A 23,953-nucleotide genomic window follows, 5' to 3' on the forward strand; every position below is an offset into this window, starting at 1 on the left:
ACCACTCGCCCCGGCGCCACCCGACTTCCTCGCGAGGAGGACACCATGAACAATAACTATGTGGTGGGACTGGATTTCGGCACGCTGTCCGGACGCGCTGTCGTCGTACGGGCCAACGATGGCGCCGAGATGGGGGCCGCCGTCCATGAGTATCCCCATGGGGTCATGGACCGCACCTTGAGCGCTGCCGACGGCCGTAAACTTCCGCCGGACTTCGCCCTCCAGGATCCTGTCGATTATCTGGAGACCCTCGAGACGATCGTCCGCGGGGCCGTGAAGGACGCCGGGGTTGATCCCGACCACATCGTCGGTATCGGGTTAGACGTCACCTCTGCCACCGTCGTCGCTGCGACGAAGGACGGCACTCCACTGTGTCAACTACCCGAGTTCCGAAACGAGCCTCACGCCTGGGTCAAGCTCTGGAAGCACCACGGTGCTCAGGACCAGGCTGACCGCATCGTCAAGTTGGCCCAGGTGCGTCGGGAACCGTGGCTGACACGGTATGGAGGAATCCTGTCCTCCGAGATGCTCATGCCCAAGGTATTGGAGACCCTGGAACGAGCCCCGCAGGTGTACCGGGCTACCGATGTGTTCTGCAACGTATTGGATTGGCTGACGTGGAGGCTGACCGGGGTGCTGGCGTTCTCGACGGGCGATTCGGGGTACAAACGTATGTACCAGGACGGGAAGTATCCGTCCCGCGACTACTTGATGAACCTCAACCCAGAGTTCGCCGACGTTTTCGCCGAGAAGATGAACGCCCCGGTACTTCCCCTGGGAGCCCGGGTTGGTGGCCTGACGCCGGAGTTCTCCGAGCGTCTGGGATTACCAGTCGGCACCACGGTGGCCAGCGGCAACATTGACGCCCACGTCACTGCGGCCGCCGTGCAAGCAGTGGAGAACGGCCAGATGACTGCGATCATGGGTACTTCGGCGTGCTACGTCGTTCCCGGGCCCCAGCTCAAGGAAGTCCCCGGAATGTTTGGCGTCGTCGACGGTGGGATCGTCGATGGTTCGTGGGGATTCGAGGCTGGGCAGACGGCGGTGGGCGACATCTTCGCCTGGTTTATCGACAACTGCGTCCCGGGCTCGTATTTCGACGAGGCTGACCACAGGGGCATCGGTGTCTATGACCTGCTTACCGAAAAATGTGCGAGGCAGGAGGTCGGTGCCCATGGTCTCATTGCCCTGGACTGGCACAACGGCAACCGGTCGGTGCTCGCGGATGCCAACTTGTCGGGAATGATCTTGGGTCAGACTCTCACGACTACCCCCGAGGACCAGTACCGGGCCCTGCTGGAGTCGACAGCTTTCGGGGCGCGCACCATCATCGAGTCGTTCCGGGATTCCGGGGTTGAGATCAACGAGTTGGTGGTGGCCGGCGGACTGACGAAGAACACATTCCTTATGCAGTTGTTCTGCGATATCTGCCGAGTTCCTCTGAGCGTTGGGACTATCAAACAGCCAGGCGCGCACGGATCTGCGGTGTTCGCGGCCGTCGCCGCCGATCTGTACCCCGACGTTAAGGCTGCCTCTGCTGCGATGGGGGCGAAGAAGGCGGGGGTCTACCAGATCGACGAGCAACGCGCCGAGCAGTACGACGCCCTGTACGCCGAGTACGCTCGGCTCCACGATTACTTCGGCCGCGGTGGCAACCAAGTGATGCACCGTCTTAAGGAGATTCGACGTCAGGCCCATTTGCGGGCGCGGGAATCGACGGAAACGTCGAATGGCGGCAACGGTGCACATTTGTGACAGCTATAACGCCACACGTACATGACCTCCGGGGTACGAATAGGGTTGTGATGATGACCTGACCCCCACCCACCGCCCTGACGAGCGAAAACACATCACACACATCAGGCCTATAAGCCAATACGAGAGGAATATCGTGGCAACCGAACTGACGTGGACCGACACCGATAGGCTCGCTGTCGACACCGCTCGAGTGCTGGCGGCCGATGCCGTCGAGAAGACTGGTAACGGTCACCCCGGCACCGCTATTTCCCTAGCGCCGCTGGGCTACCTGCTTTACCACAAGGTCATGTCTATCGATCCGTCGGACCCGAATTGGCTCGGACGCGATCGCTTCATCATGTCGGCAGGACATTCCTCGCTGACCCAGTACACCCAGTTATACCTAGCAGGGCTGGGACTCGAGCTGTCCGACCTGGAGTCCCTGCGTACCTGGGGATCCCTGACCCCCGGCCACCCCGAATATGGCTTGACGAAGTTCGTCGAGACCACCACCGGCCCGCTCGGCGCCGGTGTTGCCAACGCCGTCGGCATGGCCATGGCAGCTCGTCGTGAACGCGGCCTGCTCGACCCGGACGCCGCTCCCGGTACGAGCCTCTTCGACCACTACATTTACGCCATTGCCGGTGACGGCTGTATGCAGGAAGGCATTGCATCTGAGGCTTCGTCTCTGGCGGGGACCCAGGAGCTGGGCAACCTCATCATGTTCTACGACGACAACCGGATCACCATCGAAGGTGATACCGCCATCGCCTTCTCTGAGAACGTCGAGGCCCGCTATGAGGCCTACGGTTGGCATGTCCAGCACGTCGATTTCACCAACGGCGGAACGACCTACGAGGAGAATGTCGAAGCCCTCATGGAGGCCATCGACAACGCCAAGACTGTTACCGACAAGCCGTCTTTCATCCGTCTCACCACCGTCATTGGTTGGCCGATTCCGAAGCTCGCCGGTCTGGCCCAGGTACACGGTGCGAAGATTGGCGCTGAGGGGGTCAGTGCCCTCAAGGAGAAGCTTGGCTTTGAAGACAAGCCGTTTGCCATCGACCTTGAGATGGTGCAACAGGTCCGCGCTGCTTTCGCTGAGCGCGGCAAGGGTCTGCGCGAGGTCTGGGACGAGAAGTTCGCCGCCTGGCATGACGCCAACCCAGACGGCGCTGCCCTGCTCGAGCGGATGCTCGCCCACAAGCTGCCCGACGACCTCGACATTCCCACTTTTGAGCCGGGCAAGATGAGCACCCGTAAGGCTTCGGGAGCGGTCCTGAGCGCTCTGGGTCCGCAGCTTCCCGAGCTGTGGGGCGGATCGGCCGACCTCGCCGGGTCGAACAACACGACCATGAAGGGGGCCGACTCCTTCCTGCCTGAAGATCGCTGCTCCGAGAAAGATCCAGGTGGTCCTTACGGGCGTACTATCCACTTCGGTGTTCGCGAGCACGCCATGGGTGGCATCCTCAACGGCATCACCTTGGCGGGCCTGACCCGCTGCTACGGCGGAACCTTCTTTGTCTTCTCCGATTACATGCGTCCGTCGGTGCGTCTTGCGGCCCTCATGAAGATCCCGTCGATCTTCGTGTGGACCCACGATTCTATCGGCGTTGGTGAAGATGGACCCACCCACCAGCCAGTCGAGCACCTAGCCTCCTACCGAGCCATCCCGGGACTCGACATCGTCCGTCCCGCCGACGCCAACGAGACCGCCGTGGCATGGCGCACCATCGTGGAGCACACCGACCGTCCCGCCGGCCTAGTGCTGTCGCGTCAGGACCTGCCGACGATTGACCGCAGCAAATACGCCTCTGCCGAAGGCGTCGCCAGGGGTGCCTACGTGGTTTGCGAGGCTAGCGCCGAGCCCAAAGTCATCCTCATCGGTACTGGGTCCGAGCTGTCGGTGGCCCTCGAAGCACGCGAGAAGCTTGAGGCCGACGGGATCGCGACCCGCGTCGTCTCGATGCCGTGCCAAGAGTGGTTCGACGAGCAGGACGAGGAGTACCGCGAGTCGGTGCTACCCAGCTCAGTGACTGCCCGAGTGAGCGTCGAGGCCGGCATCGCCATGGGCTGGGCAAAGTATGTCGGCTGCAAGGGCGCCTCGGTGTCCCTCGAGCACTTCGGCGCCTCGGCCTCTGGGGCGCTGCTGTTCGAGAAGTTCGGATTCACCGCTGACCACGTCGCGGAGGTCGCTCACACCGTGTTCATGGAGTGAGGCATACCGATGTCGAACCGACGCCGGGCAAATCAAGACAAGGAGATGCTCCACGTCGCGGAGATGTACTACTTCGAGCAGATGACCCATGCCGCCATCGCCCAGCGACTCTCAATAAGTCGTTGGACCGTCGGCAGGATCCTCGAGGAGGCTCGCCGTACGGGGATGGTCAAGATCACAATTGATCATCCCCTCGCCCGGTATCACCGGTTCGAAACCGAGTTAGTTGACACCTTCGGGTTGCAGTCGGCCGTCGTCGTGCCCGTTCAAGCCAATGACGAACTGACGATGGAGTTCGTCACTCGGATGGCAGCGCAGCGGTTATCCGAGTGGCGGCCACGACCGCGGGTGGTCGCGGTGAGCTGGGGTCGAACGACGGCCCATGTGGCCCAACACTTGGGGTCGGGTTGGAATCCTCACCTTGCAAGCCCCGACCGTCGTGGGATCAGCAGATTTCGGGGAGATGCTGCGTTAGGACGTGTCCGTTTCGCGTCCCCTGGAGGCTGCCCAAAACGCGGATCTCGTGGTGTATTCGCCAGGAACGGTGAGCGCCGACTCGATTTTGGTGACGGCTGGTCATGTGACAACCAACGGTATTGACCAGCTGCGAAGCAAAGGGGCTAGCGCAGACATCATGAGTCACTATGTTGACGCCCATGGCCGCGTTGTCGATGAAGAATTGGATGCTCGCACGATCTCGGTAGACCTGGACGGTGTGAAGGTCAGGGATGACGGGGCCACGGTCGCCCCTGGGCTCGGAGCGTACTGGTCGTCGCATCCGGAGCCGAAAAAGCAGAGGCTCTGGGGGTAGCCCTGCGCGGTGGTTTGTGTACTGACCTGGTTGTCGATGCCAGCGTTGCGGAGCTCGCCCTTGGGTGAAGGAGGAGCCGCAGCCGTCATGCACGCAAGTGCAGGCTCTCGACGAAGGTGGGAATCGCGCGCGGCCCAGGGCTAGCGTGAATTGCGTCGGGCCCACAGCCGGGCCTCAACCCATCTTCGGAGGTACGAAGATGCTCAGGATTGCAGTGCTCGGTGCGGGTGTCATGGCCACCGCATTGACCTTCCCCGCTGTCGAAAACGGCAACGAAGTCCGCTTCATTGGCACCCACCTCGATGACGACATCATCGATTCCATTCAGGCCACCCGGCAGCACCCGGTTCTTGAACTTAAGGTTGACGAGCGCGCCAAGGCGTACCATTTTGCTAACGCCGCCGAGGCTATCGAGGGGGCTGACGTCATCATGAGCGGCGTCAACTCGTTCGGAGTCGACTGGGTGGGTAGACAGCTGGCCAAGCTAGCCAAACCCGGGCAGATCATCCTGTGCGTAACAAAGGGCATGCAGGCCGATGAGGACGGCACCCTTCACATCCTGCCCGAGGTATTGAAGAAGCACATGGGGAACCTTGCCGACGAGGCCCACTGGGCGGCCATTGTTGGACCGTCCAATGCCGGTGAACTGGCGGTGCATCGTGACACCCGCGTCGTATTCTGCGGCGAGGAGCAGGAGGTCCGCGACCGCTTGGTTGCGGCATACCGCACCGACTACTACCACGTCTGGACGTCTACCGACTTCGTCGGTCATGAGGTCGGCGCGTGCATGAAAAACATCTTTGCCTTTGGTGGGGGCTTCGCTGCTGGCATGCTGGACAAGGCCGGGCAGACCGACGCTAAGTACGTCATGTACGACTACACCGCGGCGCTGTTTGGCGAGGGTGCCCGCGAGCTCAAACAGATGGTTGCCTTCATGGGTGGTGACCCGGAGGTGGCGACCGGCTTGGGCGGTGTCGGCGATATGTTCGTTACCACGATGGGCGGACGCAATGTGCGTGCCAGAACCTACGTCGGTGCCGGAGTGCCGTTCTCGCAGATCCGTAATGTCAAGATGAAAGGCATCACCCTGGAGGGGGTCGCCGCCATCGGTGTGGTTGGTGAGGCGATCGAGAAGTTGACTCGGCGCGGAGTGATCGCTGAGACCGATTACCCATGGTGCGCGCCCTCTACGACATCGTTGCTCACGATGCTCCCCTCGATTTGCCCTGGGAGAAGTTCTTCGGCGGAGAAAAGTGACGTTGGGTGACCGGAGTCGGAACACCGTGTCGAGGTACTCAGATGTCCTCAGCGGCGTGTGTGCGAAAAATACCGGCCTAGGTGGGGTCCGGGTACTGTGGTGCGTGATGCATCCTTCGACCGGGATTTTTCGCACCGGGTGATGGCTGCCTCATGCAGCACTCCGAGAGTCCGCTTGGCTTTCGTGAACGAGAGGTGCCGTTCGAACCGCCACGACTTAGACTCGTCTGGTCGTCTTAGAAAGGCTGTCATGAACAACGTCATCGAGGTCACTGATGCGACCTTCGCTTCCGAGGTTCTCGGTGCCTCCAAGCCGGTCCTCGTCGACTACTGGGCCGACTGGTGTGCCCCATGCAAACAGCTCTCCCCGATCATCGAGGAGCTTGCTGGGACCTACGGCGACCGGATGGTCTTCGCTAAGGTCGACACCAACGCCAACACCCGGGTTGCCGCGGAGCAGGGGATCATGTCACTGCCCACCATCCAGGTCTGGCAGGGTGGCCAGCTCGTCAAGTCGCTGCAAGGCGGCAAGACGAAGAAGGCGCTGGTCAAAATCATCGAAGAGTTTGTCGCCTAAGGAGGGATCATGCCGTCTGCCACTAAGAAGGTTTCCCTGGTCCGTCGTAGTGAAGGCCACTACACCGCCACCAATGCTCGTGGTGGGCAAATTCGGTTTGGGGCAGGGAAGGACGCCGAGTTCACCCCTGTGGAGCTGCTGCTAGCCGCTATCGGCGGGTGCTCATCCATTGATGTCGACACCGTGACAAGCCGTCGCGGCGAGCCTACCCAGTTCACCGTTTCCGTCTCGGGCACCAAACGCAGCGACGAGGAAGGACGGGCATCCCTGGGTGACGTCGCCGTCGACTTCCAGTTGAGCTTCCCCGACACTGAGGAAGGACGCGAGGCTGCCGGGCTGGTGAACCGGGTCGTCACGATGTCACGCGACAAAAACTGCACCGTCTCGCGCACCGTCGAGGCCCAGACTCCGGTGGCTTTCAGTATCGCCGGCGAGCCGTTGGACTGAGGTTTCCTGGCGGGTCGTTCTCGCCGCGTTTTTACGCGGAGCGTGTTCACGAAAGGTCTTCCACAGGAACCGAGGCGGCCGGACCCGGTGACGAAAAATCCCGGGCCCGGCCGTTTTACGGCATCAGGAGATGAGATCTCGCAGCCAGGTGATGATTTTGTCTTCGGCGTCGCGGGCCTGGGGGAAGGCGAGGGTGAAACTTTGGGTGCCATGAGCCATGCCACGGACTGTTGTCAGTTCTACCGGCACCCCGGCGTCCTGGAGCTTGTGCTGCCACGCGATCGAGTCGTCACGCAGCGGATCCACCTCACAGTTGAGCAAAAATGTCGGCGGAAGGCCGTGCGCGTTCTCCAGGCAGGCAGGGTTAGTCAGCGGGTTGTCGAGACTTGCTCCGTGAGACAGATAACGCACGTGGCTGTGGTGCAGCGCGGCCGCTAGGTCAGGGGCGTCACGACGAGCCTCGGCCATTGCTTCGGAGGTGTCAGAAAGGTCGAGAATCGGCACCTCCAGGATTTGCCCAAGAATTGCGGGGTTGCCCTCGTCGCGGCACATGATCCCCGTCGCAGCGGCGAGGTTTCCACCCGCGGAATCGCCCCCTACGAGGATGCGTGAAGTGTCAAACCCCTTGTCAAGTCCGGTTTTGGCTACCCACCGCACGACGTCAACGACATCATGTAGGTTCTCGGGGTAGTTGTGCTCGGGCAGCAATCGGTAATCGACACTGACGACACATACCCCCGCTCGCTGGGCGATGCTGGCTGTGCGGGAGAGCACGGTGCGTGGGGAACCGTGAACAAAAGCCCCGCCGTGGGCCCATACCAGTACTGGAGCGGGGTTTGGGAGCCCCTTCGGCCGCTGAATGAGTACCGGGATCGGGTGAGTCCGTCCGGGGACCGTGCGGTCCTCGAGAATCACCGAATCAGGGACCGCAGGCGTTATTTTTCCCCGCAGGCGGGCGGCCACGTCATTCTGACGCGCCCGCTTCTCGGCGAGCGTTTGTTCTTCCTTCGGTTGACGACCCAGGATTTCTGCCAGTCGTGGATCCAGTTTCATGTCACTTCACCCTCCTCACTCGTGTGATACACAACGACCCCAGGATGGCTAGGATGATCGCTGCAGTGAACAGTCCGGGATAGCCCACCGTCTTTACGAGGGTCGCACCAATGCCCGGTGCGAAGACGATCGGCAGAGAATTGGCGGCGTTGAGGAAGCCTAGGTCACGGGCAGCATCGTCGCGGTCGGGCAGTACCTCGACCATGAGAGCCCCGTCGACAGCCATATAGGTGCCGAACGCGGCCCCGCCTATCGCGGCGAAAATGGTGAGCGTCCACGGCTCGTTGACAAGGAAGAGGGGAATGACTCCAACCCCGGCCACGAGCGGGGCAATCATTGTGAAGGGCTTGCGGCGCTTGATCTTGTCGGACCACGGACCCGTGATGACGTCAAGGACGACTGCCGTGACGGCGAGGACTGCGGAATTCATCGCGATGAGTCTTCCGGCAGTTGCTCGTGTCATGCCCATCTCATCGGTGGCGATGTACAGCTGGAATTGCATCACCATGAACAAAGAGATGACAAAGAGAAATCGGCCTACCAGGATCCACCAAAACTGGCCGTCAGAGGGCGGCCTCATCTGAGCACCGAACTGGCGCCAGGTGACTGGTGGACGGGGTGACCGATTGCGCAATGGGTGGGGTGGAAGCAGGATCACCACGATGATGCTCGATACCAGCATTATCCATGCCGCCATGAGGAACCCTTGCGATGGGTGGGTTACCAAGGTCCCGGCGATAACTGCCCCGATGATCTGGGCGAGGAGATAGCCCGCGCCACCGAATGCTGAGACCTTACCGAGAACGGAGTTGGGGACGTAGTCCGGTGGGATGGCGTTGAAAGCGCCAAGCATGCAGTTGAGCCCGCCCTGGTACACCATGTGTGCGACGACGAGGAGGGCGGGGTTACGGGTTAAGCCGATGCAGGCGAAGGCCAGAGTGCCGACGATGGCACCTCCGATAATCCAGGGATTGCGCGGGCCGAGCTTGGACCGAGTGCGGTCCGACAGCGTCCCGGCCAGGATCATGCAGCTAACAGCAGCAATGGCGCCGGTGGTCGTGAGTAGGGCGAGTAAGTCGACCTTGTCTTCGGGCTTGACCTCAGCGGCAAGTGCTGCCAGCAGCGTGCCGCAGGCAGCTCCGACCGCCGCCCATCCCAATTGTCCGATGAACATCACTGCGCTGAGACGACCGGTACTAGCGCACTGCCTGTGCTGGGGCTGAGCACCCTCTCGTGGGGTTATCGTCATGGGGTCTGCTCCTTTGCGGTGGGGTGCGGGTCGGACCGCCCTTAACAAAACCCTAGTAGCACTAGGTATTGTAGAACACGACCCTCTGGGGTGGTCGATAGGGCCGATCGGACGCTGCGGGGCCCAAGAACCCCGTTCCGGAAGGGGCCAAGCATCCCTTTGACCTGACTCTCTGCGAGGCGGGATTTTTGTTCACTGGGTGAGGACGCCGGGGAGGGAAGCGTCGTTGTCCGTAAGCTAATAAGGTGCCCAGGTCTCCGCTACGCCAACGTCACGGTCTGGAGTCAGCGTGGGTTCACACCCCCGATCATGGGGCGTGTCGTCGGTTGGCAACAGAGCGCGGAGTCGATGGCTGGCCCTGGCCGACGATGCGGGACTACCTGGTCGAGAAGCTCCCGAGAATGGGTGGGCAGCGTGTTGACGAGATGCTTGATGAGGGGAGGTTCGTCGACGAGTCAGGGCGTACTTTCCGGCGGGATTCCCCTTTCACTCCGCAGACCTTCGTTTTCTTCCACCGAGACCTGCCTACAGAGACTCCCGTTCCGGCCGGGATCGGCATTCTCTATTCCGATGAACGCATTCTTGTGGTCGACAAGCCGCATTTCCTGTCCTCGATCCCGCGGGGCCGCCATGTCCTCGAATCGGTTGTTGTTCGACTGCGCACCCAATTGGGGCTGCCAGAACTAACGGTCGCTCACCGCCTCGATCGTGTTACCGCTGGAGTGTTACTGCTGACCCGGGAGCGAAAATGGCGTCGCCCGTACCAAGAGATATTCGAGCGTCGTGAGGTCGTCAAAAAGTATCGGTTGGTGGCACCCGTGGTGCACGATCCAGCTGGGGAGGGGGTTACCGCGACAAAAAGCGGCTGGCAGGTGAGGTCCCGGATTATTAAGGAGCGGGGGATTTTGCAGGCCCGTGAAGTTCCCGGCGTACCGAATGCTGTCACCGATATTGCGCTGATCGGTGAACACGGCGGGTGGGGGCTGTACGAGGCGAGCCCTCGGACTGGTCGCACCCACCAAATTCGTCTCCACATGCAACGTTTGGGCGCTCCAATTGTGAATGACCCCTTTTACCCGGTAGTTCTCGACACCCCAGTCGATGATTTCACCCATCCCTTGCAGCTGCAGGCGTGGCGGATGGGATTCACCGACCCCGTCACCGGCGACCCGAGAGCCTTCACCTCGAGATTGCGGTTGGCCGCTTGGCAGTGAGGGCAAGGTCATGCCCCTGACGTGATGCCAACCGGACATGGGGTCTGCCTGTGTCTTGGCCGTTTTGGAGCGCCGCCCCGCATACCGGGCTTGTCACCGCCTATGTGCCTGCCCTGATTTCCCGCCGACTGTACCCATTCTCCCCGCAGTGGGTCTCGCTCAGCGTGGGTGAACTGCCAACCCGTGGTTATTTTTCCCGATACGTGGGGAGCGGTGCCATTGGGGTGCTTGAGACCTTCGGGGGCTGACAGAAATCGTCACGTGAAGATATGGGGTTGATTCAGGGATGGCTCAATATCGTCGAGGGCTCAGCGATGCCCCGATCCGTCGCGAGCTGACGAAAAATGTCAGGGGGGAAGAGACAGCGAGAAAAACCTGCGCCGCATGCCGCTTACCTATACCACGTCGCGTCCATGGCGCCCGCACAGCATTTCGCCGCACCACCTTGCGCGCGGGTGGTGCGGCGAAAACTGTCGAGTACCTCAGCGACCTAGTTCAGTGAGGAACCTTTCGGCATCTAGGGCAGCACGGCACCCGGACCCGGCCGCGGTGACGGCTTGTTGGTAGTGGGAGTCGACCAGGTCGCCGCAGGCGAAAACTCCCGGCACGTTGGTGCGGGTGGATGGCTCGGCGCACACGACGTAGCCAGCATCGTCCAGATCGACCTGGCCGCGCACCAGCTCGGAGCGCGGGTCATGGCCGATGGCCTCAAAAACGCCGGCAACTTCGAGTTGACGCTCCTCGCCGGTTTTGGTGTCCCGCAGGGTGATCGACTCGAGCTTCGACTCGCCCTGCATGGCGACGACCTCACTATTCCACGCGAAGGTGATCTTGGGGTCGGCTGCGGCACGGTCGGCCATGATCTGAGAGGCGCGCAATTGGTCGCGGCGATGCACGAGGGTCACCGAGTTGGCGAACCGGGTAAGGAAAGTGGCTTCCTCAACCGCGGAGTCACCGCCACCAACGACGGCGATGTCTTTGCCGGTGAAGAAGAACCCGTCACAGGTGGCGCACCACGACACGCCGCGCCCGGACAACCGCGGCTCATCCTCAAGCCCGAGTTTGCGGTAGGCCGATCCCATGGCGAGGATAACAACGTGCGCCTTGTAGGTGTTTCCGTCGGTGTCGACGAGCTTCTTGATCTCACCGGTGAGGTCGATATCGGTGACGTCGTCGGCGATGAGCTCGGCTCCGAACCGTTCGGCCTGGGCACGCATCTGCGCCATGAGGTCGGGGCCCATGATCCCTTCGGAGAAGCCCGGGTAGTTTTCGACCTCGGTGGTCTGCATGAGGGCGCCGCCGGCATCCATTGACCCTTCAAATACCAGCGGCTTCAGTCCGGCGCGGGCGGTGTAGACAGCGGCGGTGTATCCGGCTGGCCCAGACCCTACGATGATGACGTCGCGCGGCTCGTCATTACCGTGGACGTCGGCGCCGACGGTCTCAGGGAAGGGCTGGGTGGTGTCGATTTCCGAGGGATCGGACAGCGAAATGTTGCCGAGGATGGTGTTGGGTGTAAGGGCCTGAGTGGTCATGGCGTCTCCTGGTTAGTGACTGGTTCGGGGATCAACCTATTTAGCGCATGAAGCTGTTACGGCATTCCCGGAGGGTTTTACGCCCGGCGTGGGGCTTCCAGTGCTCTCCCCCCCATGACGAGGTGCCACGGTATGGGGACGTCGATTCCTGGTTGGTCCGCCCCCGATTGCCGCAATTCGATGGCAGCCGATCTTGATGAGGTGCTCTACCCGTGCACGAGTGTCAGGGTGTACGTGGGGACTCTCATGTACAACGTTAGAAACAGTGTTGACGGGCACCCCGGCTGCTTTGGCAACATCCACAAGGCGCGCTGTCATGGCCAGGATCTTATGATCTCCAACGGGGGTTCAGCAATGTCAGGGGAACGACTTGTGAGGGCTTTGCACCTCTCTTTATATCGTTGTTATAACCTATGGCAACGTTGCAAGAAGCTACGGTTGGGAGGATCCCTGGCGCGTCAGCAATGGGGCCTCGGCAATGAGATGGACGGGCCGTGGCAGATGGGCCACAAGACACCTGAGGAATACGCCCGGGCCGTGACCGAGGTGGCCAACACCTTCCACCGCTTCGACGACAATCCCATTGTGGCTACCTGTGGTTCCTCGGGACGCTCCATGCCCATCTTCGGGCGCCGGGAGCGCGTCGTCGCCGATGCCGCATTCGACAGCCTGGACCTGGTGTCGGCCACGCCCACTACGAATCCGATCGACGATGATTTCATCCGTCTCGGCGTGGTTGCTGTCGGCAGGACCCGCATCGTCGTGCACCGGGATTCGGACCCCCGGACTAATCTCTCCTGTTAGTTACCTGACCATGGTCGGATGGGGTTGGCCGGTCGCGTGCCACTACAGCGTCGTTCCCTCTCCGCCGACAGCATGTTTCCCTCGGCGATCGGGTGAACACTTGATGGGATCGTGGACACTGGAAGTCATGAGTGAGTCGACGAATGGTCCCCAAGAGCCTCGTGAACCTAATTCTTTCCCGCGTGCTAGCGCCGAGGGCGGATATTCCTCGCACTCTGAGGATGCCCGTCAGGGCTGGGCACAGGAGTCATATTGGTCGCACAGTGACGATACCCGGTCTAGTTCGGGAGATTCGCCGACTACCCAACGGCAGCCGTGGGAATCATCTGAACAGCCCACTGCTATTGATCCGAACCTTGGTAACAAAAATGCCGGCTCGCCGCAGCCCTCGTCTCGATCGGGCCGCAAGGGTTTCCGAGGCGGGACTATTGTCCTTGCTGCGCTGCTAGCCGCGGCCGTGGGTGGAGTCTCAGGTGGTCTTGTCGATCGTTCCTTGACAAAAAATGACACTCCTGCCGTGGCCACAAAGTCTGCCGCCCCGAATACCGTTACCAAGGTTGTTCAGGGATCGTCATCTGCTCCGGACTGGACGGCCACTGCCTCCGCCATCTCGAACTCGGTGGTCTCTATCACCGTGACGACCGGCAATGGGGGCGGCGAGGGGTCCGGTGTCGTCGTCGATTCCAACGGCGACATCGTCACCAACAATCACGTCGTCTCTGACGCCGCATCCGGCGGTCAACTGACGGTATCTATGGGCAACAAGACGTATGACGCCAAGGTGGTGGGTAGTGATCCATCAACTGACCTGGCTGTCATCCGGGTAACGAATCCGCCCGAATCCATGAAGCCGATGAGGTTCGCCAATTCCAGCAAGCTGACCGTCGGTGCCCCGGTCATGGCTGTTGGTAACCCGCTAGGACTGTCCGGATCGGTGACGACCGGCATCATTAGCGCTCTTAACCGCCCGGTCACGACCATGAGCCGCGATGACTCAGATGACGTGTTGGGGTCATATGATTCCTCGTCGGGGGTCGTCGTCACCAATGCCATCCAGACCAGCGCCGCGATTAACCCAGGCAATTCCGGGGGTGCGCTGGTCAATGCCAATGGTGAACTCGTCGGCATCAACTCCTCAATCGCCAGTTTGCCGTCGGCGGACCGCTCCCAGTCGGGCAATATCGGCATCGGGTTCGCCATCCCATCGAATTTGGCCAAGTCGGTTGCCGACCAGATCATCCGGACCGGCAAGGTCACTCACGCTTTCCTAGGCATCTCGGTTCGTGACGCGGCTGCAGTTAAGGCTGGTGTCAAGGTTCGGGGTGCCGGAATCGCGACGGTCATTCCGAGTTCGGCTGCCGGCAAGGCCGGTTTGCGCCGAGGCGACGTCATCACCAGGATTGACGACACTGATATCGCCTCGGGGGAGTCTTTAGTAGGTCTTATTCGTTCGTTCAAAGCTGGGCAGAAGGCGAAAATCAGTTATATCCGTGGTTCCCAGGAGGGGACGGTTGACGTGACAATGGGCACGGCGAAGGCTTGATTTTGGCAGTAACACAGCCAACTCTCCGCAGCCGATGTGCTGCGGAGAGTTCGAATTTCTACCTGCGCTCTCACATGAGGTCGAGGACCGCTCGGGCAGTGGCGTCATCAACGACGAGGTCAGTTGCAACTCTGGCGCGCAGGGCAGCCAGCAGTCCGACGGCCTTGGCGCGCCCAGCGACGACGCAGAGCCGACGCGGTATGCGCTGTAATTGGAAGGGGGCTAATCCGGTTGCTCTCTTGTTGAACTCGACGTCGTAAGCACCGTCAGCCTTGAGGAAGACGGTGTTGACGTCACCGACGACTCCAGCATGTACCAAATTCGCCTTTTCCTCATCGGTCATGTAACCCGCTGAATAGACGTGGGAGGGGACCGGGCTGTCAAGGGCTCCGACGCTAAAAACAGCAAGATCGAGCTCTCGATGTGCTTTAAGGACGGCCTGAACGGAACATTCTTGCCACATTGCGGCCTTTGTTGACGCACTGTCGAAGAAGGTTGGGACCGGGAAATGGATAACCTCGCCACCAAATGCAGCAGCCATTCTTGACAGGATCGATCCGACGTAGGGGATTCCCGAACTAGCGGGGTTTGCCGACCCATTCATCTGGACGACGCTGACCCCTTTGACGTCTTTAGGCACTACGTAGTGGGTGATGGCATCAAGGGTTGTGCCCCAGGCGATACCGACGGCGGAATTGTCCTCGACCATATCTGTCACCATCTGTCCCGCGATCCTGGCGACTTGATCGAGGCGGTGGATCTCGGTGGTTCCTGATTTCACGGGCACAACCGTGGTATTTACCCCGAACATCCTCGTCAGGGTGGAATCCAGTCCACTTCGTAGCCCCGTTGGCTCGGACAAAGTGATGCGCACAACTCCGGACAGACGTGCCTGCTTGAGAAGTCGAGATACGGTCGAGCGAGATGTACCGAGATGGCTGGCGATGGCATCCATTGTCTCGCCCTGCATGTAATACATGGACGCAGCTGTCCATACATCATTGGACAATTCGTTCATGCCTCCCCCCTTGCCATGCACATGAGTGCAGAATCGCGAATCCGTGGGGCCCTTGATGTTTGACTGTGAGCTACGTCCGACCCCGATGGGGGGCGGGACGACGGTCCCCGTTCCTAAATTCTACGGGATCGACTGCCACCGGCGAGTAAACCGGTGTCAACGGATGACACCACGACGAAGGAGTCTTCATGCTTCTCGAAACCGCGGTGCCCGGTGCAACGATCTTCGGGTCGGAGTTCTTGGGCACCTTGATCCTCATTCTCCTGGGTTGTGGCGTCGTCGCCAATAACCTCCTTCCCAAGAGCAAGGGCCACGCTAACGCCCCCGGTTCCCTCCAGATTAACTGGGGATGGGGCTTCGGCGTGATGTTCGGGGTTTACGCCGCTTACAAGACCGGTGGGCATCTGAATCCGGCTGTGACCGTCGGTCTGGCCATCGCCGGCAAGGATCTGGCCCCTGGTATCCCTGCTACGGCTGGCAACATCACGATCTACATCCTCGCCCAGTTCGCCGGTGCCTTTGTCGGTGCGGTGCTGTGCTGGCTGGCGTACAAACAGCACTATGACGAGGATTGCGACCCCGCCCTCAAGCTCGGCACTTTCGCTACCGGTCCTGAGGTTCGCAATCCGCTGTGGAACACCATAACTGAGGCCATCGGCACCTGGGTCCTTGTGCTGTGGGTCATCCTCTCCGGCTTCACCCAGGGAGTGAAAATTGGCCCCCTGGCTGTCGGTTTGCTCATTGTCTCCATCGGTGCCTCCCTCGGTGGCCCCACCGGATATGCCATCAACCCGGCCCGTGACCTCTCTCCCCGTATCGCCCACGCCGTTTTGCCAATCAAGGGCAAGGGTGACAGCGATTGGGGATATGCCTGGGTCCCGGTCGTTGGCCCGATGATCGGTGCTGTCCTGGCCGCTCTCACCTACTCCATTTTCTGGTGAGTGGGAATACCTCTCGTGACACACTGATTGCGCGTCAGCCGTAATGTGTCAGACACGTCAATGCAGATAAGAAAGGCAACCAACATGAGCGATGAGAAGTTTGTACTCGCCATTGACGAGGGCACTACTTCCGCCCGTGCCATCATCTTTAACCACGCCGGCCAGATCATGGCCGTTGGCCAGCAGGAGTTCGAGCAGATCTTCCCGCGTGCTGGATGGGTTGAGCATGACCCGATCGAGATCTGGGAGGCCGTTCGCGACGTCGTTGGGCTCGCCCTGACCAAGGCCAACATCAACCGCCACCAGCTGGCTGCTGCTGGTATCACCAACCAGCGCGAGACCGCAGTGGTGTGGGACAAGAACACCGGTGAGCCGGTTTATAACGCCATCGTGTGGCAGGACACGCGCACTCAAAAGATCTGTAACGAACTAGCTGGTGACAAGGGCGCCGACCGCTACAAGGAGATCTGTGGTCTGGGCCTGTCGACCTATTTCTCTGGCCCGAAGGTCAAATGGATTCTCGACAACGTTGAGGGAGCCCGTGCGAGGGCCGAGGCCGGCGATCTGCTCTTCGGTAACATGGACACTTGGGTGCTGTGGAACCTGACTGGCGGTATTAACGGTGGCGTGCACATCACCGATCCGACCAACGCGTCCCGAACCATGCTCATGGACGTCCGAAAGCTGCAGTGGGACGACTCGATGTGCGAGGTCATGGGGATTCCGAAGTCCATGCTTCCTGAGATCAAGTCCTCCTCCGAGATCTACGGCTATGGTCGCAAGAACGGCCTGCTGATCGATACCCCGATCTCCGGCATTCTTGGCGATCAGCAGGCCGCCACTTTTGGCCAGGCTTGCTTCCAAAAGGGCATGGCGAAGAACACGTACGGCACCGGCTGCTTCATGCTCATGAACACAGGTGAGGAGGCCATCTTCTCCGAGAACGGTCTGCTGACCACCGTCTGCTACAAGATCGGTGACCAGCCCACCGTCTATGCCCTGGAAGGTTCGATTGCCGTCGCTGGATCGCTGGTACAGTGGCTGCGCGACAACCTCAAGATGTTCGAGACCGCCCCGCAAATCGAAGCTCTCGCTAACACCGTCGAGGACAATGGTGGCGCCTACTTTGTGCCGGCCTTCTCTGGCCTGTTCGCGCCGTACTGGCGTCCAGACGCCCGTGGTGCCCTCGTGGGCTTGACCCGCTACGTCAACCGTGGCCACATTGCCCGCGCCGTGCTCGAGTCAACCGCCTTCCAGACTCGCGAGGTTCTTGAGGCTATGAACGCCGACTCCGGTGTGCCGCTGACGGAGCTGCGCGTCGACGGTGGCATGACCGCCAACGAAACCCTCATGCAGTTCCAGGCCGACCAGGTCAATGTGCCGGTGGTTCGCCCCGTGGTCGCCGAAACCACCGCTCTGGGCGCCGCCTACGCCGCTGGCATCGCTGTCGGTTTCTGGGAAGGCGAGAATGACGTCACCGACAACTGGGCCGAGGACAAGCGCTGGGAACCCAAGATGGACAAGAATGAGCGCGAACGTCTGTTCCGCAACTGGAAGAAGGCTGTCACTAAGACCTTCGACTGGGTGGACGACGACGTCAAGGAGTGATCTTGCTCTGATCCTGATGAACTGTTGACAGGTGGTGCCCCGTGCCTTCCAGCGCGGGGCACCACTGCGTCCAGTTCCTCGTGCCATTGCCGGGCGCTTGGGCCGCCCCGCTGTGTCGATCGGTTGCGTCATGAGCCCCGTTGTGTCATGAGTCGAGCATGGCAGCTACCTGTGACGAAAAATGCCGATTCGGGTAGGAGTCGGGAAATCCTGAGCCGGACGTATTCGTGAGGTGGGAATTTTTGCACGCGGCGACAGGCGGTCAGTGTTGCAGACCAGTGCATGGGCCGGCGCGGCTGTGGCTACGTGGCCGCGTCGTGATGCGTCAGCCGGGGCGGGACGCCTTACCTCATGAGGAGCCGACGACCGTAATATCAGCGATCCCGCCCTGGAACCGGGTAGCTGATTTCGCAGGAAGCTCGGTCAGGTACACCAAAAGGTGCCTGGTCTTTGTATTCTCCGACGGTTTCAACGTCACGATCTTCCCAGCCCCCGTCACCGCCGCGACGCGCGTCCACTCCTTGATCGTCTTCATCGGCGGCTGATCCGAGGACACGTCATGCGTCGGCTCCCATAGCGAGATGTCCGTACCGGAACCCACCAGCCGTACCTTGACTGAGGTGACCTTCGTGACCCGGCCCAAGTCGACGACGAGTCCGACCCCGGGTTTAAGATTCCCGAGCTTCGCCGAGTTGCGATAAACGACGGTGTGCCACGCTGTCGATGGGTTACCGTCGATAGCGAACTTCACCTGGTTATGGTTCTCCTTGGCGTCGCCACCGTCCTCGGAAGGATCAAACTCCTGGACATGCGTCAGCTTGACAGTTGTCGGATTACTGGACGTTTGTGAGGCGCCACTGTCGGAGTGGCGCATCCCGACAGCGATAAGACATACAACCATGACCACGGCCGTTACAGCCACGAGGATCGGTGGCCAGCGCCGGTTATGTGGACGGGCCTTCGTGAATACCGGCTCGTCTTCAGCGTCGTTGGGCCAGTCCTGAGGGGGTAGCTGAGTGATGTGAGGGTCGTTACGACCTGACCATGGTAAGGGTCCTGAGCGACGACCCCATTCGCCGGCAGCAGCTTCCGGAGACCAGTAACCTTCTTCATCGGGACCGTATTCTTTAGCTCGCTCAGGTTCATCGGGGTCCTGCGGTGCCACCGACGCCGAGGATTCGTCTGACCACCACGGGTCTTTTTCGGCCTGAGACGTTTGATCTACGGGGAAACGGATGCGGCGCTCCAAGTCAGCGGCGGCATCGGCGGATCCTAGGGTCCGTCCCAGAGACTGTGCGATCTCGTTGGCTGTGCGCAATGGGACCTCGTCATAGTGAGGAACTCGCGAGAGGATTTGGTCGCAAAGGACGTCGAGGGTGGGGGAGACCCCGGCCCGCACCTCACGCGGGGTGAGCCAGCCATGAGCATCTGTAGGTGCCGGTGGCAGCCCCCACGACATGGCCGTCGCCGGTTCCACGAAAGGTCGGTGCCCCTGTCCGTTGGGCCATCGAGATACTAGGCAGGCGTAGAGAACGCGACCAATATCCGTCACGTCAACGACTTCGCGGTCCGGCCAAGAGCGAGAAATATCCCCCGGCCGGGGATGCAATGCGGCCTCAATGAGGAGACCACTGATCTTGAGATTCCCTGTTGAGGTGACCAGGACGGTCCCGGGGCTGATGCGTTCATGGAAGACCCCCTGGGCGTGTAACGGGGCCATAGCATCAGCGATCTCATGGGCGATCCACGCCGCTTCCAGCGCTGACAGCGGGCCGGTTTCTAGCAGCTCTTCGATCGACTTGCCAGGTGCGTATTCACTGACGACCCACGAAGCTGGTTCTCCCGGCCCGGCGACGACAGCGTCAAGGACCCGTAAGAAGCGCGAATCGGTAGCGACAGCGGCGCGCCTAGCAGCGTCAAGGACAGCAGGGGTGCGACGACCATGTGGGGCCAGGGCGTAGATAAGAACCGGGCGGTGCAGCTTAGTGTCGAAGGCCCGCCACGCAAGCGAAGGCTCCGGACGTGAAATCTCTTGGTCGAGACGGTAACGCCCGCCCAAAAAGGACCCCGCGGAGAGGTGAGGAAGATTGTCCATCTCATAGGAGCCCGAGTCATATGGATCGCGGTAGCGGTCGGCGGGGTCTTCGAAAGACACTGCCACCTCCTACCCGATCGATCCGACTGTGCATCCTCAACGATACCGATCCGGGCCCGGAACTCTGGGATTGTCACGCGGTGAGGTCGCCAGTGTCGGTGTGAGAGCTCCGTGCAGAATCGTCACTCGAGGCTGCTTCCTGATCCTGTTGTGCTGGGGTGGCTGGCGTGCTGTCAGAAATGTCATCAAGCTTCGTTGCAGGTTGCTTAGCATCTCGGGCTGCGGTCTCGGTGTCGCGCTGGGAATTTGCCGTCACTTGTCGGATTCTCAGCACCGTCGCGATGATGAGCACCAATGCCGACACGACGATGATGATCCAGCCCACATCATCCATTTGGGTAGCTTTGACGACGAAAGTTGACTGAGAACCCAGGAGCCGTCCCGACGGAGTCGACAGGTGAGCCTGCATCTCAACGACGCCGTTTGAACTCGCTTTCGGAGCAAACTTGATGGTTTGCGTCTCTTTGGGCTGTATCGCAACAACCTGGGTGTCCGGGATGTCAATGCGTTGCGGGTTTTCTGAAGTGACTACGACCTTGACACGAACCGTCTGCGCTAGCGAGTTCGTGATCGTGAGCGGGAACTCGTTACGTGACGACGACATCACAAAATGGGAAGCCGAGTGCAGGACCAAGCCGTTACCGGCAATGACCTCCGACGCCGGGCGCATAACGTCGGTAGCCCACGCCTCCCGATCCTTGAGTGACGCCGACAGCGTCCGGCTGACAAATTTCGCCGAGGTCAAAGAAGCCGTCTCTGGCGAGGCCCCGACCAAATCTGACCAGCCGTCAGCATCAACGCCCACGTCGTGCTGGATTTGCCACCACGAATCTTTGAGGATCGTGTTTCCGGCATGACTTTCCGGCAGGTGTAGCGCCGGTTTAGCCCCGTTGAGAATTGTCGACAGGTTCTGCAGATGGAGCCAGCTGACGGGAGCAGTGGCCTGGACGTCGTTCACGGTGGTCACGAGGGTGACAGCAGGGATCGACTCACGAGTCATGAGGAGGGCTTGGGACAGCAGCATTCCGCGTCGCTGAGAATCACTGTTTGATTGGGGATGGCCGCTGGTCCGGACCGTGTCGGCCAACCCGACGATCTTCACCCCAAAGTCCTCGCGAACCCCCTTACGAACTGATGCTGCGCAAGTCAGTATGACGGAGGGGGAGAGCTCTTTAGCCAAGGTTTTGAACGACGAATTGTCGAGTTCAGCGGCGGGATCGATGATAGCCAAGGGCAAATGCGCCGCGGGGTTGGAAGGGTCGACGGCGTGCTTGACCGTCAGTAAAAGACTGGAGCGTCCCTGCCGGGCGGCCCCGATGACGTCAGCATTTCCGTAGGGCAGGCGATACGCCCGGCCTGACGATAAGAGAGGCTCGACGAGATTGAGCCACTCCTTGGCTTGCTCTTGGCCAGTTCCGGCGACAGTGTGTGAGCCCTTGCCAGCTACCAGATAACCCGACGCCATGGCACGAACTTCGTCGATAAGACTCGGATCAACGAGCACGGTGGCATTGCGGGTATGTGCTGCCTCGGCGAGGGGTTTCAACCGGCGGGTGATGTCATCGGATAGGGATTCGTCGGTGAAGGTACCGTCAATGCGTCGCGACGGTGGGGCAGACAGCACGATAACGGGGGCCAGATTCGCGCTGGTGTGAGCGTCCGAGAGCACCGTGAGTACCCGTGCTCGTCCGACGGTTCTCCGCGGTTGATTTCCCGGGGATGCCTGTACATGAACCCCGACTGCATAGACAGCATTTGGCGTCGTCAGACCCATCTGAGCGGGTGTACCGGTGACGGTGAACGACCCGGTGTCTCCTGGCTTAAAGGTCTGGTTGGCCTCGGGGTCCGTGATGTTAAAAATTGACGCCTCTTTCGGCTCGCGGAACCAGCGCATCCCCACTGGCACGGTAGCCGGGGAAGCGAGGAGGTCAGAGAGGTCCCGAGTGTCGTTGATCTCGTCCTGGGAACGCCAAAAAGACGCCTGTACCCACGTCATGGACACCGAGGAGGTGTTCGTGACCGTCCCTTTAATGGTGATGGGAGTTTTGGGATCACCCGTCGGTGGCGTGACGGAGGTAATCGCCACCTTGACTAACCCGGAAGCGGTGCGCGCCTGGGCAGGGGATGATCCCGTCACAACGGTCGCCAAAACCATCAACAGGCCTAGTAGCCAGGCGGCTGGGCGAAGGCGGGAAGGAGAAGGCACGTCTGTCATGGTAGTTGGCCGACCTGCTTCAGCTGTGACCATCAGAAAGGTTTAGCGATCCTGCGTGGCCCACCAGGCCAGCAGTGCGTTTTTCGCCTCGTCGGGAGTATGCGGGCCTTCATCCAGGCGAAGGTTGAGCAGGAATTTGTACGCCTTGCCAACCTCCGGTCCCGGCTTGATACCTAAGATCGCCATAATTTGCTGGCCGTCGAGGTCGGGTCGAATGGCGGCGAGCTCCTCCTTAGCGGTCAAATTGGCGATGCGCGCCTCAAGATCGTCATAGGCGAATTCCAGCCGCTCGGCTTTGCGCCGATTGCGAGTCGTGCAGTCAGATCGGGTGAGGATATGGAGGCGCTCCAGTTGGTCGCCGGCGTCTCGAACATAACGACGAACCGCCGAGTCAGTCCAACCTTGATCACCGTAGCCGTGGAAGCGCAGGTGTAATTCGACGAGCTTGGATACCTCCTTGACGACCTGGCTGGGGTAGGTGAGGGCTTTAAGGCGTTTGCGTGCCATCTTCGCCCCGACGATGTCGTGGTGATGGAAGCTCACCTTGCCGCCGGGCTCGAACTTGCGCGTCGAGGGCTTGCCGATGTCGTGCAGCAGGGCCGCCAGACGACCCGTGAGGTCCGGGTCGTGGCCGCGACGTTTCTCTAGGTCGATCGACTGGTCCAAAACCGTTAAGGAATGTTCATAGACATCCTTGTGACGATGGTGCTCGTCGCGCTCGAGACTCAGTGCGGGGAGTTCGGGAAGTACATAGTCGGCAATCCTCGTAGTCACGAGGAGGTCCAGTCCCTCACGGGGGTGGTCAGTGAGGAGAGTCTTGGAGAGCTCATCGCGAACACGCTCGGCTGAGATGATCTCGATGCGAGAGGCCATGTCGGTCATGGCGGCACGTACCTCGTTCGTGACGGTAAAACCCAGCTGAGAGGTGAAACGTGCCGCTCGCATCATCCGGAGAGGATCGTCACTGAAAGACCGCTCCGGAGGGAAGGGGGTGCGCAAAATTCCCGACACGATGTCGGTCAGGCCTGCGTAAGGATCCGAGAAGGTTCGGGTAGCGGCATGAAGGGCCATCGCATTGACAGTGAAGTCGCGGCGAATAAGGTCGTCCTTGAGGGTCTCGCCGTAGACGATCTCGGGCTTGCGTGAGTCCGGATGGTAAGCATCCGCGCGGTAGGTTGTGACCTCAACCACCCAATCGTCAATCTGGGCGCCGATCGTTCCGAAAGCTCGGCCGATATCCCAGGTCGCGTGGGTGTGTTGGCGCAGGATCGCTTCAGTGTCGTCAGGGCGGGCATCGGTCGTGAAGTCGAGGTCGTGACCCAGTCGGCCCATAAGGGCGTCGCGAACAGATCCACCAACGAGATACAAATCGTGACCAGCCTGTGCGAAGGCCTCACCTAGTTCGGCCACCAACGGGATCTGCTCGAAGAGCGCATTGATGCGATGCTCGAGCAACTGCGGCACGGTCATCCCGGATTCGTCGGGGGTAGGACGCAGGGCGGCGGGCAGCATGGTGGTGCTGTTGATGTTTTTCTCAGGCATGGCGGCAAATAGCCTACGCGACATTGGCG

At 60.8% G+C, this 23,953-nt stretch carries 24 protein-coding genes; 16 read left to right on the top strand and 8 right to left on the bottom strand.

Features of this window, described 5'->3' with window-relative positions; translation table 11 throughout:
- The first annotated feature begins 45 nt into the window (after window positions 1–45).
- The 8 genes from ACOYO3_RS00260 (at window position 46) to ACOYO3_RS00295 (ending at window position 7,047) form a co-directional block, all read left to right on the top strand.
- Entirely contained in the window at window positions 46–1,755 is a 1,710-nt protein-coding gene (locus ACOYO3_RS00260) for a ribulokinase (protein ID WP_002519768.1), read from the top strand.
- A 136-nt stretch (window positions 1,756–1,891) separates the two neighbouring features.
- Entirely contained in the window at window positions 1,892–3,955 is a 2,064-nt protein-coding gene (tkt, locus tag ACOYO3_RS00265; protein WP_002517325.1) for a transketolase, read from the top strand.
- A gap of 9 nt (window positions 3,956–3,964) precedes the next feature.
- A complete protein-coding gene (locus tag ACOYO3_RS00270) occupies window positions 3,965–4,555 on the top strand; it encodes a sugar-binding domain-containing protein (protein ID WP_002515724.1) in 591 nt (196 codons plus the stop codon).
- Window positions 4,482–4,766 carry a sugar-binding domain-containing protein gene (locus ACOYO3_RS00275; RefSeq protein ID WP_002548101.1) on the top strand — a complete coding sequence of 95 codons (285 nt, stop codon included), beginning with the start codon at window positions 4,482–4,484 and terminating at the stop codon, window positions 4,764–4,766. Before ACOYO3_RS00270 ends, ACOYO3_RS00275 begins: the two co-directional genes overlap by 74 nt.
- A complete protein-coding gene (locus ACOYO3_RS00280; RefSeq protein WP_232051534.1) occupies window positions 4,757–4,834 on the top strand; it encodes a hypothetical protein in 78 nt (25 codons plus the stop codon). The genes ACOYO3_RS00275 and ACOYO3_RS00280 overlap by 10 nt, the downstream gene beginning before the upstream one ends.
- A gap of 131 nt (window positions 4,835–4,965) precedes the next feature.
- Entirely contained in the window at window positions 4,966–6,033 is a 1,068-nt protein-coding gene (locus tag ACOYO3_RS00285) for a glycerol-3-phosphate dehydrogenase (protein ID WP_002524550.1), read from the top strand.
- A gap of 240 nt (window positions 6,034–6,273) precedes the next feature.
- The gene (gene trxA / locus ACOYO3_RS00290) at window positions 6,274–6,600 is read left to right on the top strand and encodes a thioredoxin (RefSeq protein WP_002515759.1); all 327 of its coding nucleotides are present in this window, start codon (window positions 6,274–6,276) and stop codon (window positions 6,598–6,600) included.
- Between the two features lie 9 nt (window positions 6,601–6,609).
- A complete protein-coding gene (locus ACOYO3_RS00295; protein WP_002515818.1) occupies window positions 6,610–7,047 on the top strand; it encodes an OsmC family protein in 438 nt (145 codons plus the stop codon).
- Window positions 7,048–7,170: 123 nt separating this feature from the next.
- Here the strand turns inward: ACOYO3_RS00295 and ACOYO3_RS00300 are convergent, their stop codons facing one another.
- Together ACOYO3_RS00300 and ACOYO3_RS00305 are read right to left on the bottom strand one after the other, a co-directional pair.
- Complete coding sequence (locus ACOYO3_RS00300) at window positions 7,171–8,100, bottom strand: alpha/beta hydrolase (RefSeq protein ID WP_002515878.1); 930 nt, start codon at window positions 8,098–8,100, stop codon at window positions 7,171–7,173.
- Window position 8,101: 1 nt separating this feature from the next.
- On the bottom strand, window positions 8,102–9,274 hold the full coding sequence (locus ACOYO3_RS00305; protein ID WP_002518529.1) for an MFS transporter: 1,173 nt from the start codon (window positions 9,272–9,274) through the stop codon (window positions 8,102–8,104).
- A gap of 443 nt (window positions 9,275–9,717) precedes the next feature.
- On the opposite strand from ACOYO3_RS00305, the gene ACOYO3_RS00310 reads away from it, so the two are divergent.
- Window positions 9,718–10,563, top strand: a complete 846-nt coding sequence (locus ACOYO3_RS00310) for an RluA family pseudouridine synthase (protein WP_002518528.1) — start codon at window positions 9,718–9,720, stop codon at window positions 10,561–10,563.
- 50 nt (window positions 10,564–10,613) lie between these two features.
- Window positions 10,614–10,811, top strand: a complete 198-nt coding sequence (locus tag ACOYO3_RS00315) for a hypothetical protein (protein ID WP_002518527.1) — start codon at window positions 10,614–10,616, stop codon at window positions 10,809–10,811.
- 234 nt (window positions 10,812–11,045) lie between these two features.
- On the opposite strand, the gene trxB is transcribed toward ACOYO3_RS00315, so the two are convergent.
- Together trxB and ACOYO3_RS00325 are read right to left on the bottom strand one after the other, a co-directional pair.
- The gene (gene trxB / locus ACOYO3_RS00320) at window positions 11,046–12,098 is read right to left on the bottom strand and encodes a thioredoxin-disulfide reductase (RefSeq protein WP_002515813.1); all 1,053 of its coding nucleotides are present in this window, start codon (window positions 12,096–12,098) and stop codon (window positions 11,046–11,048) included.
- Window positions 12,099–12,134: 36 nt separating this feature from the next.
- Window positions 12,135–12,377 (bottom strand): LacI family DNA-binding transcriptional regulator, encoded by a 243-nt coding sequence (locus ACOYO3_RS00325; protein WP_232051510.1) that lies wholly within the window; start codon window positions 12,375–12,377, stop codon window positions 12,135–12,137.
- On the opposite strand from ACOYO3_RS00325, the gene ACOYO3_RS00330 reads away from it, so the two are divergent.
- Both ACOYO3_RS00330 and ACOYO3_RS00335 read left to right on the top strand, forming a co-directional pair.
- On the top strand, window positions 12,279–12,902 hold the full coding sequence (locus ACOYO3_RS00330; RefSeq protein WP_002518526.1) for an alpha-L-arabinofuranosidase: 624 nt from the start codon (window positions 12,279–12,281) through the stop codon (window positions 12,900–12,902). The genes ACOYO3_RS00325 and ACOYO3_RS00330 overlap by 99 nt on opposite strands.
- Window positions 12,903–13,005: 103 nt before the next feature.
- Complete coding sequence (locus ACOYO3_RS00335) at window positions 13,006–14,445, top strand: S1C family serine protease (protein ID WP_002548117.1); 1,440 nt, start codon at window positions 13,006–13,008, stop codon at window positions 14,443–14,445.
- Window positions 14,446–14,515: 70 nt separating this feature from the next.
- On the opposite strand, the gene ACOYO3_RS00340 is transcribed toward ACOYO3_RS00335, so the two are convergent.
- Window positions 14,516–15,463, bottom strand: a complete 948-nt coding sequence (locus tag ACOYO3_RS00340) for a sugar-binding transcriptional regulator (RefSeq protein WP_002524548.1) — start codon at window positions 15,461–15,463, stop codon at window positions 14,516–14,518.
- A gap of 188 nt (window positions 15,464–15,651) precedes the next feature.
- On the opposite strand from ACOYO3_RS00340, the gene ACOYO3_RS00345 reads away from it, so the two are divergent.
- From ACOYO3_RS00345 to ACOYO3_RS00355, 3 genes are all read left to right on the top strand, one after another.
- On the top strand, window positions 15,652–16,404 hold the full coding sequence (locus tag ACOYO3_RS00345) for an MIP/aquaporin family protein (protein ID WP_002515723.1): 753 nt from the start codon (window positions 15,652–15,654) through the stop codon (window positions 16,402–16,404).
- A 60-nt stretch (window positions 16,405–16,464) separates the two neighbouring features.
- A complete protein-coding gene (glpK, locus tag ACOYO3_RS00350) occupies window positions 16,465–18,012 on the top strand; it encodes a glycerol kinase GlpK (RefSeq protein ID WP_002524547.1) in 1,548 nt (515 codons plus the stop codon).
- Between the two features lie 232 nt (window positions 18,013–18,244).
- Entirely contained in the window at window positions 18,245–18,367 is a 123-nt protein-coding gene (locus ACOYO3_RS00355) for a hypothetical protein (protein WP_002518524.1), read from the top strand.
- Here the strand turns inward: ACOYO3_RS00355 and ACOYO3_RS00360 are convergent.
- On the bottom strand, window positions 18,362–20,107 hold the full coding sequence (locus tag ACOYO3_RS00360) for a protein kinase family protein (RefSeq protein ID WP_002519762.1): 1,746 nt from the start codon (window positions 20,105–20,107) through the stop codon (window positions 18,362–18,364). The genes ACOYO3_RS00355 and ACOYO3_RS00360 overlap by 6 nt on opposite strands.
- Window positions 20,108–20,240: 133 nt before the next feature.
- Complete coding sequence (locus ACOYO3_RS00365; RefSeq protein WP_002524546.1) at window positions 20,241–22,163, bottom strand: DUF6049 family protein; 1,923 nt, start codon at window positions 22,161–22,163, stop codon at window positions 20,241–20,243.
- On the opposite strand from ACOYO3_RS00365, the gene ACOYO3_RS00370 reads away from it, so the two are divergent.
- The gene (locus ACOYO3_RS00370) at window positions 22,162–22,428 is read left to right on the top strand and encodes a hypothetical protein (RefSeq protein WP_002519760.1); all 267 of its coding nucleotides are present in this window, start codon (window positions 22,162–22,164) and stop codon (window positions 22,426–22,428) included. The two genes, ACOYO3_RS00365 and ACOYO3_RS00370, sit on opposite strands and share 2 nt — an antisense overlap.
- On the opposite strand, the gene ACOYO3_RS00375 is transcribed toward ACOYO3_RS00370, so the two are convergent.
- Window positions 22,425–23,924, bottom strand: a complete 1,500-nt coding sequence (locus ACOYO3_RS00375; protein WP_014172598.1) for a CCA tRNA nucleotidyltransferase — start codon at window positions 23,922–23,924, stop codon at window positions 22,425–22,427. The genes ACOYO3_RS00370 and ACOYO3_RS00375 overlap by 4 nt on opposite strands.
- Window positions 23,925–23,953: the final 29 nt, after the last annotated feature.

The organism is Cutibacterium sp. KBN10P07758 (genome assembly GCF_050286205.1).
Classification (GTDB): domain Bacteria; phylum Actinomycetota; class Actinomycetes; order Propionibacteriales; family Propionibacteriaceae; genus Cutibacterium; species Cutibacterium acnes.

Coding starts and splice junctions, on each gene's coding strand:
- ACOYO3_RS00295 (WP_002515818.1), top strand. CDS start 6,610: ATGCCGTCTGCCACTAAGAAGGTTTCCCTGGTCCGTCGTAGTGAAGGC.
- ACOYO3_RS00270 (WP_002515724.1), top strand. CDS start 3,965: ATGTCGAACCGACGCCGGGCAAATCAAGACAAGGAGATGCTCCACGTC.
- ACOYO3_RS00365 (WP_002524546.1), bottom strand. CDS start 22,163: ATGACGTGGGTACAGGCGTCTTTTTGGCGTTCCCAGGACGAGATCAAC.
- ACOYO3_RS00360 (WP_002519762.1), bottom strand. CDS start 20,107: ATGGACAATCTTCCTCACCTCTCCGCGGGGTCCTTTTTGGGCGGGCGT.
- trxB (WP_002515813.1), bottom strand. CDS start 12,098: ATGACCACTCAGGCCCTTACACCCAACACCATCCTCGGCAACATTTCG.
- ACOYO3_RS00340 (WP_002524548.1), bottom strand. CDS start 15,463: ATGAACGAATTGTCCAATGATGTATGGACAGCTGCGTCCATGTATTAC.
- trxA (WP_002515759.1), top strand. CDS start 6,274: ATGAACAACGTCATCGAGGTCACTGATGCGACCTTCGCTTCCGAGGTT.
- ACOYO3_RS00305 (WP_002518529.1), bottom strand. CDS start 9,274: ATGTTCATCGGACAATTGGGATGGGCGGCGGTCGGAGCTGCCTGCGGC.
- ACOYO3_RS00375 (WP_014172598.1), bottom strand. CDS start 23,924: ATGCCTGAGAAAAACATCAACAGCACCACCATGCTGCCCGCCGCCCTG.
- ACOYO3_RS00310 (WP_002518528.1), top strand. CDS start 9,718: ATGCGGGACTACCTGGTCGAGAAGCTCCCGAGAATGGGTGGGCAGCGT.
- ACOYO3_RS00300 (WP_002515878.1), bottom strand. CDS start 8,100: ATGAAACTGGATCCACGACTGGCAGAAATCCTGGGTCGTCAACCGAAG.
- ACOYO3_RS00260 (WP_002519768.1), top strand. CDS start 46: ATGAACAATAACTATGTGGTGGGACTGGATTTCGGCACGCTGTCCGGA.
- ACOYO3_RS00330 (WP_002518526.1), top strand. CDS start 12,279: ATGGCAGCCGATCTTGATGAGGTGCTCTACCCGTGCACGAGTGTCAGG.
- ACOYO3_RS00345 (WP_002515723.1), top strand. CDS start 15,652: ATGCTTCTCGAAACCGCGGTGCCCGGTGCAACGATCTTCGGGTCGGAG.
- ACOYO3_RS00285 (WP_002524550.1), top strand. CDS start 4,966: ATGCTCAGGATTGCAGTGCTCGGTGCGGGTGTCATGGCCACCGCATTG.
- ACOYO3_RS00370 (WP_002519760.1), top strand. CDS start 22,162: ATGGACACCGAGGAGGTGTTCGTGACCGTCCCTTTAATGGTGATGGGA.
- ACOYO3_RS00335 (WP_002548117.1), top strand. CDS start 13,006: ATGGGATCGTGGACACTGGAAGTCATGAGTGAGTCGACGAATGGTCCC.
- glpK (WP_002524547.1), top strand. CDS start 16,465: ATGCAGATAAGAAAGGCAACCAACATGAGCGATGAGAAGTTTGTACTC.